Raw genomic sequence first — 12,250 nt, forward strand, 5'->3', positions numbered from 1 at the left:
CAAAACTCTCCACGTCAGCTCATATCTGTCTTCACCTGAGCTTAACTTTATGATTTTTGTTATTTCTCCGCCGAGCTGAACGTTGTGGTTGCTGGTTATTTCAATGGAAGTGGCATAAACAGGAACAAAATAAATTTTTGTTATAACATTACTTCCATCATTTGTTTTAAGTGATATTACCAAATTTCCACTTCCATTAAAAACCACTAACAGCCCCGTATTTGAAATTTGCTCTATTTTATGTTGTGTATTTTCATTCCAAGAAGCAGTAACAGACTTGTCCGAAGTTTCTTCCGGCAAAACCTTCCATGTCAACTCATAACTATCTTGATCACTTCTCATAAAAACAGTTTTGATTTCCTCTTCATATAATTTAATTGTGTAATCGCTTATTATCTCAATAGATTCGGCATAAACTTTAGGGGCTGGGGTGGGGCCTTCGCACGCTGAAAGCGCCCCACCCATAACAAACATAAAACATAAACAAATAATGCTACTCAATAATTTTTTCATATTACACTCTCCCTCAATAATCACTTCAAATTTTGCGCAGCAACCTTACTACTTTTGATTGCAAAGAATATCAAAAGTGCCATGAGCACAAAAGTACTAAGCCCTGCCGACAGATACTCATACCAGGTATTTTTGGCCACGACAAGCGCAACGCCGTTTTGCAGTTGGTCAAGGAACAAGAATGGTGAAAAATTTGAAAGAGTGCTGCTTCCGATGGGTATCATTCCAAAGATATTGCTTACAAAAATCAACGTGAGAATTGATATCAGTGCCGTCAGCCAGCCCTTTTTGATTATTGCATTGAGTGAGATTGTGAACGTTGTTATAAAAATTATAAATACAAGCAGCATAGCATAGTAATACAGCATATCCCAAACAGTTATGTTTGCGGTAAAAAATATAATGGTTATAATCATATGAAATAAGCTTGCCGCAATAAATGCAAGAACAATGGCAGCCGTATTAACAATCAGTTTGCTTGCAATCATGTGGCTGGGTTTGACACCGCTGCATATGGGAAGTGTCCATTTTTTATCCTGCAGCTCCTTGCTTACAACTCGCATAGTCATAATGATTGCCAGAATCACAAAGTATGTTCCCATTATAGTCATGAAATACATCACGCTGTTAGCGTAGGTCATTTCAAACATCACCATCATTCCTGCCATCTGCTCAGCGGCAACCTCAAAGGAGGATACCACTTTCATCATAAAAAATAGCATAACGGACATCAAAGCCATACCTATTCCTGCACCCATATATATCCAAAATTTGCCAGTGCGTAAAACCTCGAGAGTTTCCTTTTTTAAACAAGCTTTCATATCACACCTCCCCCTTTTGCGCTTTAAGGAAGATATCCTCTACCGTGCTTACTTTGAGACTTACAGAAGTAAGTTTGTTTGAAGCCCCTGTGATTATTTCAAAAATCTTTTCCTGTTTGCCCTCTTCAAAAACAATCTCCATACTCTCAGAGATTATCCTTATTTCCTTTACATCTTTTATCTTTTTAAGAGCAGCCTCAACCTTAACAAGTTCTGTGTCATCCCCCAAAACAACAAAAGCATTTTCGCTGAATCTTTTCAAAACGTCATGAAGCGTTCCTTCAACAACGAGCTTTCCTTTGCTGAGAAGCCCCACCCTGTCACACACACGTTCAACATCACTGAGTATATGCGTAGATAAAATTATGGTCTTGCCGCGCTCGCGCAGCCGCTCAATAATTTTAAGCACCTCATATCTTCCCTGCGGGTCAAGCGCACTGCTGGGCTCATCCATAAGTATAATCTGCGGGTTAGAAATAAGGGCCGCTGCAATTCCAAGCCGCTGTTTCATGCCCCGACTATATTTTTTTATATATTTCCCCGCAACATCACTCAGCCCCACCTCACCAAGCAGATAGTCTGTCATAGTTTTGAGTGCTTTCTTATCCTTTTTTTGAGGACTTGATAAATATTCAAAATATTCGTGTGCCGTCATAAAATCAAACATGGCGGGGATATCCAGCATATACCCCACCTTGCCCGAAATGTCGTTTATGGTGCCCATTTTAACACCGTCAATTTCAATAGTTCCGCCGTCCTCTTTGAGCACTCTCGAAATTATATTCATAAGAGTGGTTTTTCCGGCACCATTCGCCCCCACCAGACCATAAACCTCACCATCCTTAATTTCAAGATTGATGTTGTCCAAAACTATCTTTGGCGTCTTGGCCACCTTGTCCAAAAAAGTTTTTGTAACAGCACTTATTTTCAGCATCTTTCCCCTCCTTAATTTTTATTGTCATTGTGAGCTGCACTCCAGAGTATCACTTTCGAAGCAATCCTTCAATTAAAGATGCATCAAGGGATTACCATGTCGGGCAAAAACCCTCCTAATAATGACGTAAGATTAGTGCCCACAGCAATCCATCGCGTGCGGATTTACACTCCCTGACTTTACCTGCTCATAAAGTTCTTCTGTAGCCAGCGAAATCTTTTGTATACGCTCAGGCGTTTTTGACACAAAGAAATATGAATCATTGTTGTCACTGAATGAAACTATGTCATGCCGTTTTAAAAACGGCGTAGAATATTCCACATGAACGGCATAATTTTCAAGCGGTTCTTTCACAATCTCAAAATCCTGTCCGTTAAAACTGCCGCTGACTTTAAAACCACTATTGTCATGCCTGAAGTTTACACTGCCTATAGGAATCATCTTTTTGGGATGCGGCATACTGAAAGCCAACATATTTTCTTCTTCAAATTTATATGCCCCCGTCATAATCTGTTCCTTCACCTGCTCGCGTTCCCAATCATACCACTCCGGAATGCTCAGGGTTTTTCCGCTTCTGTCCTCAAGCTGTCCGTCAGTGCGAAGCTGCCACTCCTGACTACACTTGTTGCATCTGAGAAAACTGTCTTCGCTTGTCATGCCAAACTCCTGACCGCACGACTTGCACTGATACAAAATCTTGTGCAACCCCTCAGCCCTGAAAGGTTCGGTTATCTTTATATTATTTTTAAGCTGATAGTCATAATCATTATACTCAAAAGCGCCCAGCACAATTTGTTTTATTTCGTCAATCTTTTTGGTTTTTATGTCACTCGTGCTTAACACCTGTGTCATGCTGGCATAAACAGGTACCTTACGTTTTTTGTCGGCCCAATCAGGATACTGCAAGTGATGCCCCAGCATCTTTAAAACAACCACCGGCAAGCCCAGAAGTTTAATCATTTTATAAAGTGAATCGGGCATCTTGGCAGTAGCTCCGCTTGGGTTATACCTCGCCTCAGGATAAAGAGTTGTGATATTTTTGTATTTTGTAAGCGTGTGCTTTATCTGTCTTATAATCATAGTATTGTTTGTAAACTTACGTTTAGGAATTGACCCGATGTTTCTGATAAGCGGCGGATAAACAACATAAGCGTCAAGGGACGCAACACTATTCATTCGTCTTGGAAAGGTCGCCAAAGCCGCTATCTCAAAGTCCATAAATTGGTTGTGATTACATAGCATAAGATAAGGCGGTTTAAGGCCTTCCATATTAAACTTTTCAAGCTTTCTCTTTTGTTTTCGCAGTAATATCCTTGACATAAGCCCGATAAACCATATGCTCCAAAGCGACTGCTTCCTGGGCATTTTTATCATGTTATAAGGCTTTACTTTTTTGTGATACTTTAATTTTGTTTCCATAATATTTCCAACTTACTCCCCCTAGAAATTTGTGCTGTAATCAAAAAAACTCTGAATAGCTATCATTTTAAAAATAAATTAAAGATTTAATTTTAATATTCGACATTAAGTTTCTTATTTTTACAATTATATCAAAAAGCACAAACAAAGTAAAGCAAACGAAACCAGCAGAAAATTGATTGACTTAGTCAACCAAATGCCCCTAAACCCCTCTAAAATAGAGATACAAAAAAGAAAAACCCTCAAAACGCCGAGTTTATTGTAATAATTTTATTCTACAAAACAAAAGAGCACTATTATAAGTGCTCCAGATCTAAAATTATCTGATTTGGGAAAGTTTGCGGAAACTCCTTCATTCCGGGATTTTCTTCAAAAATAGCCGCCTTTGTATTAATATTATGCTGCATCAAATTTATCCAGGCGTTTCCTTCTCTTTGAGCCCTTACCAATGAAAATACTCCCCATGCCGTGCCGGCGGCACCAACAGTCATTGTTGTATGTTCACCATATAAAACACCCAAACCCAAGCCAAGAGCCGACACAACTGTAAGCGCACAGCATTTTAACTTATGCTTAAATCCTTTATAATACTCTTCTGCAAAATAATTATGATTTCTATCACAAACATACATAGCAAAATTATAATCAGCTTCAGATGCATTGCCATAAGCAGCCTCAGTCAGGGCTTTATGTTCGTCACCGTTTTTGATTACAACATGGGTTTCACCAAATCTCGTTGAAAGCGGCCAAACTTCCGCTGTCTCCATATATCCCATAACTGTTCCTCCATCAGATAAATATACAAGTTATTTATATTTTTATTATAACACACCCCCCCCCCTCTGTCAATAGGGGCACCAGCCTTTGAAATATGTAGAGCGCCTGCGCAAGGTTAAAAATATTATAGGCACAGATTTCTCGCTATATCATGACACTCCCCTAGCACTGCAAATATATAATACATATAGAAATCGCTGCCTTGACGTTCTTTTTCAAAAATTCGGTTTCAATGTAATACCTGTTGCCAGATGGGGCGATGAAAGCAGTTATGAATGGTGTTTTGCCGGACTGCCTAAAAACAGCACTATTGCTATAAGCAGCAACGGTGCGCTGCGGGGCCATAGCAAAGAATTTTTTCTAAAAGGCTTTGCTGAAATGAAAACTAGATTGAATCCTGAAAAAATAATCTTCATCGGCACAGTGCCGAAAGAGCTGGCTGCGGAGGAATCTATTCTTATCTTTTCAGCTCATCAATTTTCCACTCGAGTGGAAAAACTAACTAACTAAAAACTTGTAAAAAACAAATAAAAGGAGTATACTGTTATGGGTGGACGTGGCAGGTTATAACGCTAAAGGATATAGACACTTTAAAGATGGGCTTGCAGCAGATGCATATTTCAAGAAAAATAACTACGATTGGCATAAAAAATTAACTGACGATGAGATATTTGATATCAAAAAATATACTATTGTAGCAGAAGATATCAATGATTATCTAAGAGACAACTCTATTACTCCAAGTAAATTTGTGCTTGAAACTATATCGGGGATTAGAGGTGCAATAAATAAGTTCAATCTTAAGAATAACATAGTTGTCTATCGTTCTACAAGTTCTCAAGAATTTAATCACGATTTTGAAACAATACAAAATTTAACTCAAAAAGGATATTTAAATAAAGGTTTTCTAAGCGCTAGCGCAGATTATAAGGCAACAGAAAATTTCAAAAAAGGCGAAAATGATATTTTATGGGAAATATCAGTTCCGGCGGGGCGCGGACGCGGTGCTTACATAAATAATATTAGTTATTTTAAAGATAAGGAATATGAGTTTTTATTAAAGGATGGTACCCGAATGAGTATAAATAATGTAAGATATAGGGATGGTAAGTACTATATAAAAGCTGAGGTGATATCATGATAAAAATACCTAAAGAGTTAGAAGAGCGTATGCAGCGAGTAGAGCTTTCCCCCGAGTGGATGGATGGCGTCATAAAAGACTTGCGCGGAGATAAATCATTTGATGAATTTTCAGACCCTCAACTCATAGAAAAAATCATCTACAATCGTGAACGTAAACTTGGTATAAAAACAAACCGCCCTATTTGATTTTCCACTTAAATGAAAGACCTACTTAGAACCTACACACTTACACTCCCGCCGGCAAAAAATAATAAAAACAAAATTTAGTTTAACAAGCTTCATAATAAAAAAAGAGTTGGCATTATAGCCTACTCTTTTTTCTTCTAAAAATAGCTTTCTGTTATATCTCCTAACAGTCGAAAGTTATTTCGCAATAATCAAAATCGTTGTCTCCTACCTTATCACATGAAACTTCAGCCCCATATTTAAAAAATTTATACGTTGTGTTGTAATAAAAAAGTTCTGAATTTTTGCTTCTTGTATAAAATGACCCTAATTCATAACAGTCCATGCTAGAATTTCCGTGCTGCGTTTCTAATTTATCTAGATAAACATTAAAATTAAAATACTCATCAGTCATGTTATATTTTAAGAATTCCTTAAACTTCTTTTTAAAACTTTCTGTAAACATAACAACTCCTTTATCTTGTCTTTAGTTCTTTCGCAAGTTGTTTGTTGTATCTGATTATCGCTTGTGCAACTCTTCGTCCTTCAATTGTTTTGTAATAATATATGTCTGTACCTTCCCCTGAGCCGTCTGTTAATTTCTTTAATTTATGCTTATCAGCAATTTTAGAGCGATTATTATCATAAGTTGAGAACATTTCGTCTTGCAATTCGTAGTATAAATCTTCATCAATTTCTTCATCAATTTCAATGTAGTCATTTAAATATTGAAGTATACTCTCGCTGCTGTAACCTTCATCAAGCCAAAACCCTGATTCTTTGATTTCTTCAAGCATCGCAGTCTCTATTGCGTTTTCAAGTTCCTTAACATTCTTTACTAAAATTTTGTTTTGTGTTTTCATAAAAAACTCCTCGCTCTAAGCTGCGTGGGCTATATCCTCACGTCTTATGCTTTACACGAGAAGCGTACTGTGCTATAATATACACAGCCGCTTCTGTGGCCGGAATAGTTGTTCTTCTTCGTGGGATTGCAACTATTCCTTTTTTTGTAACTTTCTTTGTTACATAGTAATTATATCATATATACGTATATATGTAAACAGTTTTTTCAAATATTTTTTATTTTTCTAAGTCTTTTCGTATAAGTTGTTTTATATATCTACTATACCCACCCTGCTGCTGCTTTTGATATTCAAGTTTATCTATTATGTCAGCTTCAGTTGTTTTTAGGCAAAGAAGTTCATAGCGCATGCCTGATTTCTTTAAATATCGCTCTTGAGCTGTAATCTTTTTATCGCTCATAAATACCCCCCTTTTGCAGAATTATATCATATATACGTATATAATCAAAACAAAATTAAGCAAACTATAATTTGCTTATTGACAAAATTTCAATTTAGTGTTAGAAATTAGAAAAAAGGAGAAAGCAAAATGAGCATTAACTTAAGACAAAGAATAAATATAATTGAAAAACTTACAGTACTTTCGGTGGCCGCTGTAGCGAAATATTATAAAATTAACAGAAGTACAATTTTCAGATGGAAAAAGAACTATGACGGAACTACAGAGAGTTTAAAAAACAAAACTTATGAATTAACTGTAAGACATCCGCGGGCCCAAAGTGATAAGGAAATCAAACACATTGCAGATTTAATAAAGCGAAATCCAAATATAAGACTAAACGAACTTTACGGTAAACTTAGATTAAATTATAGCTACAGCAGGAACCCCGTAACGCTTTATCGCTATCTTCGAAAAATTGGTTATTATGCTACAAATCCATATATACCGTATGTGCCGCAAAAATATGACACACCGGCAGAAATCGGTGTTAAATGGCAGATGGATGTGAAACATATACCAAGGGAGTGTAAAGCGCTTAGAATGTTCGGTGATACAAAATATTATCCATTTGGCATAATAGACGAGGCGACTAGGGAACGTTTTATTTATCCATATCTCGAAATTTCCTCACACTCTACTGTTGATTTCGTAAAACGTGCTATTGCGTATTTCGGCTACAAACCCGAACAACTGCAGACTGACAACGGCCCGGAGTTTGCTCATAACAACAGCATCAAACAAATACATCCGCTAGACATTTTGTGTAGAGAATTAAAAATAAAACACCTTCGTATAAGACCGTACACACCACGTCACAATGGTAAAATCGAAAGAAGTCACCGCAGTGATAATGAACGTTTCTATAAGCACTTAAAGTTTTATTCTTATGAAGATTTAAAAACCCAAATGAAAGCATATTTGAAATGTTCTAATAATATTCCATCTTCAGTGCTTTCAAGTGCAGATGGAAAAAAGAAATGGCTCACTCCACTTGAAAAAAGAAAAGAACTTATGCTATTAAATTGGGGCGTTATAGAATAATCTTTAAATATAGAAACTTTTGGCTGCAGTCATAGCGGCCTTTTGTCGTTTTATTAAATATAAAAAAGCGATCTACCCCTAGGGGTAGGACTTAGAATTCTTTACGTCTTTATTTTATCTTTACTTAAAAAACATACTACTTATCATTGTTTTGTGCAGTTGCGCAAACTTTTATTTAGCGTTGCAAAATCTTGACAATTCTACAGGCACCAGCTGAAAAAACAAAAAAACACCTCTTGCGGTGTCTTTAGACATATTATCAATAGATACTAATGCAGAACTCACAGGACATTGCCCTTTTGCCTTTGGCAAAAGATAATTTTGCGTTGCAAAATTATGTGCATCAAACAAAAAAGCAACCTCCTGCGGTTGCTTTGTTTGATGCACTGGCAATGTCCTATCTTGACGGGCCGTCTCCAGCCAACTATTTTCGGCGATGAGAAACTTAACTTCCGTGTTCGGGATGAGAACGGGTGGGTCTTTCTCTCTATGGTCACCAGTACTTGTATATTAAGAGCTTACGCCCGTAATACCGATTTGTCGAGTGCAAATACACTCACAACTGCATATTCAAACTTCAAATTAGAGCAAATCATAGCGTATTAAAGCTAAATCATTTCTGATCAAGCCCTCGACCTATTAGTATCGGTCAGCTGCATGCATTACTGCACTTCCACCTCCGACCTATCAACCTTGTAGTCTACAAGGGGTCTTACTGACTTATGTCATGGGATATCTAATCTTGTGGCAGGTTTCACGCTTAGATGCTTTCAGCATTTATCCTTTCCGTACTTCGCTACCCAGCAATGCCTCTGGCGAGACAACTGATGCACAATAGGTACGTCCACTCCGGTCCTCTCGTACTAGGAGCAGCTCCACTCAAATATCCTACGCCCACGATGGATAGGGACCAAACTGTCTCACGACGTTTTGAACCCAGCTCATGTGCCACTTTAATCGGCGAACAGCCGAACCCTTGGGACCTACTACAGCCCCAGGATGTGACGAGCCGACATCGAGGTGCCAAACCCCTCCGTCGATGTGAACTCTTGGGAGGGATCAGCCTGTTATCCCCAAGGTAACTTTTATCCGTTAAGCGACGGCAATTCCATACTCTACCGCCGGATCACTAAGTCCTACTTTCGTATCTGCTCCACTTGTAGGTGTCGCAGTTAAGCCCGCTTATGCCTTTATACTCTAAAAATGGTTTCCAACCATTCTGAGCGAACCTTTGAACGCCTCCGTTACTTTTTAGGAGGCGACCGCCCCAGTCAAACTGTCCATCAGACACTGTCCCCTGTCCGGATTACGGAATCAGGGTTAGAATCTCAAAATTTGAAGGGTGGTATCCCAAGGATGGCTCCACGAATACCAAAGTACTCGCTTCAAAGCCTCCCACCTATCCTGTGCATCAAAGTTCGAAATCCAATATCAAATTACAGTAAAGCTCTATGGGGTCTTTCCGTCCAGTCGCGGGTAATACGTATTATCACGCATACTACAATTTCGCCGGGCCCCTTGTTGAGACAGCGCCCAAATCGTTATGCCATTCATGCGGGTCGGAACTTACCCGACAAGGAATTTCGCTACCTTAGGACCGTTATAGTTACGGCCGCCGTTCACTGGGGCTTAAGTTCTATGCTTCGGATTGCTCCTAACACTTCCCCTTAACCTTCCAGCACCGGGCAGGCATCAGCTCCTATACTTCAGCTTACGCTTTAGCAGAAACCTGTGTTTTTGGTAAACAGTCGCTTGGGCCGATTCTCTGCGGCCAACACTTAAGTTGGCACCTCTTCTCCCGAAGTTACGAGGTCATTTTGCCGAGTTCCTTAACAAGGGTTATCCCGCTCATCTTATGATTCTCTCATCGTCTACCTGTGGCGGTTTGCGGTACGGGTACCTAAACACTATCTAGCAGCTTTTCTCGTCAGTGTGAATTCATCGGCTTCGTTACTAAATTTCACTCCCTATCATCACCCAGGGCTTTGATAACAAACGTACTTCACTATTTGTTCCCCTCATGATTTAGCCACGCATTTCCATCCGCGTGGTCCGACTATCCTACTGCGTCCCTGCCTCGACTCTTTGTCGTGTTTCGGTAGTACAGGAATATCTACCTGTTGGACATCACCTACGGCTTTCGCCCTCGGCTTAGTTCCCGACTTACTCTGGGAGGACAAGCCTTCCCCAGAAAACCTTAGACTTTCGATGGTGAGGATTCTCGCCTCACTCTCGCTACTTATACCGGCATTCTCTCTTGTATGCAGTCCACCGCCCCTTTCGATACGGCTTCAGCCCACATACATTGCTCCTCTACCGATGCCTATTACAGCATCCCTAAACTTCGGTGGCAAGTTTTAGCCCCGTGAATCTTCGGCGCCCTATCACTCGACCAGTGAGCTATTACGCACTCTTTAAATGAATGGCTGCTTCTGAGCCAACATCCTGGTTGTTTTAGCAATAAGACATCCTTTACCACTTAACTTGCACTTTGGGACCTTAGTTGTAGATCTGGGTTGTTTCCCTTGTGGCAACGAAACTTATCTCACGCTGCCTGACTCCCTATTATCAATACGTTGGTATTCGGAGTTTGATAAGGTTCGGTAGGCCGCGAAGCCCCCTAGCCCATTCAGTGCTCTACCCCCAACTATCTTTACATAGAGGCTAGCCCTAAAGCTATTTCGAGGAGAACCAGCTATATCCCAGTTCGATTGGAATTTCTCCGCTATCCACAAGTCATCACCGTATTTTTCAACAGACGTGTGTTCGGACCTCCACGATGTGTTACCATCGCTTCATCCTGCTCATGGATAGATCACTGGGTTTCGGGTCTACAGCATGCAACTAATTCGCCCTATTCAGACTCGCTTTCGCTGCGGCTCCGCAACATAGTTGCTTAACCTTGCTACATACCATAACTCGCCGGCCCGTTATACAAAAAGTACGCGATCACACTATATAGTAGTGCTCTCGCCGCTTGTAAGCATGCGGTTTCAGATTCTATTTCACTCCCCTCCCGGGGTTCTTTTCACCTTTCCCTCACGGTACTATACACTATCGGTCACTTGGTCGTATTTAGCCTTAGGAGATGGTCCTCCTGTCTTCACACCGGATTTCTCGTGTCCTGTGTTACTCTGGATACCCCCAGCGGTCTGCTAGTTTCGTTTACGGGACTATTACCCTGTTTCGTGCTGCTTTCCAGCAGTCTTCTACTACTAACATCCCATGCCTTATGGGGTCCTAACCCCGGAGATATTGCTACCCCCGGTTTGGGCTCTTACCCGTTCGCTCACCACTACTTAGGTAATCGTTAATTTACTTTCTTTTCCTCCGGATACTTAGATGGTTCAGTTCTCCGGGTTCCCCTCATTACATTATTTTATTCATGTAATGATACAACGAAATTACTCGTTGTGCGTTTCCGCATTCGGACATCTACGGCTCATAGCTCATTTGCAGCTCCCCGTAGCTTTTCGCAGCTTATCACGTCCTTCGTCGGCGCCAAGTGCCAAGGCATCCACCACACGCTCTTTATAGCTTGATCGTTTAAAATCATCAGAAATCGAAATTTCTCTTTAATAAAGTCTATGATTATTTGTCTTGACAAAAATTATTTTTTAAGATTTTTTTGTTAAGTTAGACTCAGCGTAAATTGCATTTGTTTAATACATATTACACCATAGATACTTTTGTTTTACAAAAATATTTTTTGTGTTTGTGCGAGGCTGTCGCACAAACATTTTGTGTCTACTCTAATTTGCACAATCTAAGATAAATCTCAGACTGTGTTTAAATATGCAGTTGTCAATGTACTCGTTGTGCCGACAGGCACAATCACCGCCTTTTGGTAGTGACAAAGCAAGAATACCACAACGAGGGACCCAAGTCAACAACTTTCTCTGCTTTTTTAACACTTTTTAGCATTTTTCACCAAAAACATATGACACTGCGCCGTGCGTTTGCAAAATGATATCAAAAAAATCTCCACAACCCATCTAAATTCAGGACATTCTGCCCCCAAAGCAGACAATCCCCTCCTACCATATATAGTTCCTCTTTGACAAAAGTGACAGAATTTTTAACATACCTCCTCGCACAAACACTCTGCAAACATTTGTAAAAACAGGCGTAA

The 12,250-nt window shown here is 39.7% G+C and carries 13 protein-coding genes and 2 rRNA genes; 4 read left to right on the plus strand and 11 right to left on the minus strand.

The genetic code is table 11. The features are described from left to right. The 5 genes from LBN07_00345 to LBN07_00365 form a co-directional block, all read right to left on the minus strand. Positions 1-513 (minus strand): hypothetical protein (locus tag LBN07_00345; protein ID MDR0849922.1); only part of this gene is annotated, 513 nt, incomplete at its 3' end. A gap of 20 nt (positions 514-533) precedes the next feature. Next, positions 534-1,334, minus strand: a complete 801-nt coding sequence (locus tag LBN07_00350) for a hypothetical protein (protein MDR0849923.1) — start codon at positions 1,332-1,334, stop codon at positions 534-536. Position 1,335: 1 nt separating this feature from the next. Next, positions 1,336-2,268, minus strand: a complete 933-nt coding sequence (locus tag LBN07_00355; GenBank protein ID MDR0849924.1) for an ABC transporter ATP-binding protein — start codon at positions 2,266-2,268, stop codon at positions 1,336-1,338. Positions 2,269-2,400: 132 nt separating this feature from the next. Then, complete coding sequence (locus LBN07_00360) at positions 2,401-3,687, minus strand: hypothetical protein (protein ID MDR0849925.1); 1,287 nt, start codon at positions 3,685-3,687, stop codon at positions 2,401-2,403. 296 nt (positions 3,688-3,983) lie between these two features. Beyond that, on the minus strand, positions 3,984-4,463 hold the full coding sequence (locus LBN07_00365; protein MDR0849926.1) for a hypothetical protein: 480 nt from the start codon (positions 4,461-4,463) through the stop codon (positions 3,984-3,986). 88 nt (positions 4,464-4,551) lie between these two features. Here LBN07_00365 and LBN07_00370 point away from each other — a divergent pair, with 88 nt between their 5' ends. Genes LBN07_00370 through LBN07_00380 form a run of 3 tightly spaced genes read left to right on the plus strand, consistent with a single transcriptional unit; the run spans position 4,552 to position 5,793 of the window. Further along, complete coding sequence (locus LBN07_00370) at positions 4,552-4,974, plus strand: DUF4417 domain-containing protein (GenBank protein MDR0849927.1); 423 nt, start codon at positions 4,552-4,554, stop codon at positions 4,972-4,974. A 46-nt stretch (positions 4,975-5,020) separates the two neighbouring features. Continuing rightward, positions 5,021-5,605, plus strand: a complete 585-nt coding sequence (locus LBN07_00375; GenBank protein ID MDR0849928.1) for a hypothetical protein — start codon at positions 5,021-5,023, stop codon at positions 5,603-5,605. Beyond that, positions 5,602-5,793 (plus strand): hypothetical protein, encoded by a 192-nt coding sequence (locus LBN07_00380; GenBank protein MDR0849929.1) that lies wholly within the window; start codon positions 5,602-5,604, stop codon positions 5,791-5,793. The genes LBN07_00375 and LBN07_00380 overlap by 4 nt, the downstream gene beginning before the upstream one ends. 163 nt (positions 5,794-5,956) lie before the next feature. Here LBN07_00380 and LBN07_00385 read toward each other — a convergent pair whose 3' ends face one another. The 3 genes from LBN07_00385 to LBN07_00395 form a co-directional block, all read right to left on the minus strand. After that, positions 5,957-6,238: a hypothetical protein gene (locus tag LBN07_00385; protein MDR0849930.1), complete on the minus strand. Its 282-nt coding sequence runs from the start codon at positions 6,236-6,238 to the stop codon at positions 5,957-5,959. A 10-nt stretch (positions 6,239-6,248) separates the two neighbouring features. Next, positions 6,249-6,635 carry a hypothetical protein gene (locus LBN07_00390; protein MDR0849931.1) on the minus strand — a complete coding sequence of 129 codons (387 nt, stop codon included), beginning with the start codon at positions 6,633-6,635 and terminating at the stop codon, positions 6,249-6,251. Positions 6,636-6,852: 217 nt separating this feature from the next. Next, on the minus strand, positions 6,853-7,035 hold the full coding sequence (locus LBN07_00395; protein MDR0849932.1) for a hypothetical protein: 183 nt from the start codon (positions 7,033-7,035) through the stop codon (positions 6,853-6,855). Between the two features lie 129 nt (positions 7,036-7,164). On the opposite strand from LBN07_00395, the gene LBN07_00400 reads away from it, so the two are divergent. Next, a complete protein-coding gene (locus LBN07_00400) occupies positions 7,165-8,118 on the plus strand; it encodes a DDE-type integrase/transposase/recombinase (protein MDR0849933.1) in 954 nt (317 codons plus the stop codon). Between the two features lie 171 nt (positions 8,119-8,289). Here the strand turns inward: LBN07_00400 and LBN07_00405 are convergent, their stop codons facing one another. From LBN07_00405 to LBN07_00415, 3 genes are all read right to left on the minus strand, one after another. Next, the gene (locus tag LBN07_00405) at positions 8,290-8,469 is read right to left on the minus strand and encodes a hypothetical protein (GenBank protein MDR0849934.1); all 180 of its coding nucleotides are present in this window, start codon (positions 8,467-8,469) and stop codon (positions 8,290-8,292) included. 33 nt (positions 8,470-8,502) lie between these two features. Continuing rightward, positions 8,503-8,619 (minus strand): 5S ribosomal RNA (rrf, locus tag LBN07_00410). 118 nt (positions 8,620-8,737) lie between these two features. Continuing rightward, positions 8,738-11,662: ribosomal RNA gene (locus tag LBN07_00415) — 23S ribosomal RNA — on the minus strand. Between the last annotated feature and the right edge of the window lie 588 nt (positions 11,663-12,250).

The organism is Christensenellaceae bacterium, assembly GCA_031260975.1.
Classification (GTDB): domain Bacteria; phylum Bacillota; class Clostridia; order Christensenellales; family UBA1242; genus JAISKJ01.

Bases quoted from the DNA above. Each gene is read 5' to 3' on its own strand.
- LBN07_00390 (MDR0849931.1), bottom strand. From the start codon at position 6,635: ATGAAAACACAAAACAAAATTTTAGTAAAGAATGTTAAGGAACTTGAA.
- LBN07_00365 (MDR0849926.1), bottom strand. From the start codon at position 4,463: ATGGGATATATGGAGACAGCGGAAGTTTGGCCGCTTTCAACGAGATTT.
- LBN07_00360 (MDR0849925.1), bottom strand. From the start codon at position 3,687: ATGGAAACAAAATTAAAGTATCACAAAAAAGTAAAGCCTTATAACATG.
- LBN07_00355 (MDR0849924.1), bottom strand. From the start codon at position 2,268: ATGCTGAAAATAAGTGCTGTTACAAAAACTTTTTTGGACAAGGTGGCC.
- LBN07_00350 (MDR0849923.1), bottom strand. From the start codon at position 1,334: ATGAAAGCTTGTTTAAAAAAGGAAACTCTCGAGGTTTTACGCACTGGC.
- LBN07_00380 (MDR0849929.1), top strand. From the start codon at position 5,602: ATGATAAAAATACCTAAAGAGTTAGAAGAGCGTATGCAGCGAGTAGAG.
- LBN07_00395 (MDR0849932.1), bottom strand. From the start codon at position 7,035: ATGAGCGATAAAAAGATTACAGCTCAAGAGCGATATTTAAAGAAATCA.
- LBN07_00385 (MDR0849930.1), bottom strand. From the start codon at position 6,238: ATGTTTACAGAAAGTTTTAAAAAGAAGTTTAAGGAATTCTTAAAATAT.
- LBN07_00400 (MDR0849933.1), top strand. From the start codon at position 7,165: ATGAGCATTAACTTAAGACAAAGAATAAATATAATTGAAAAACTTACA.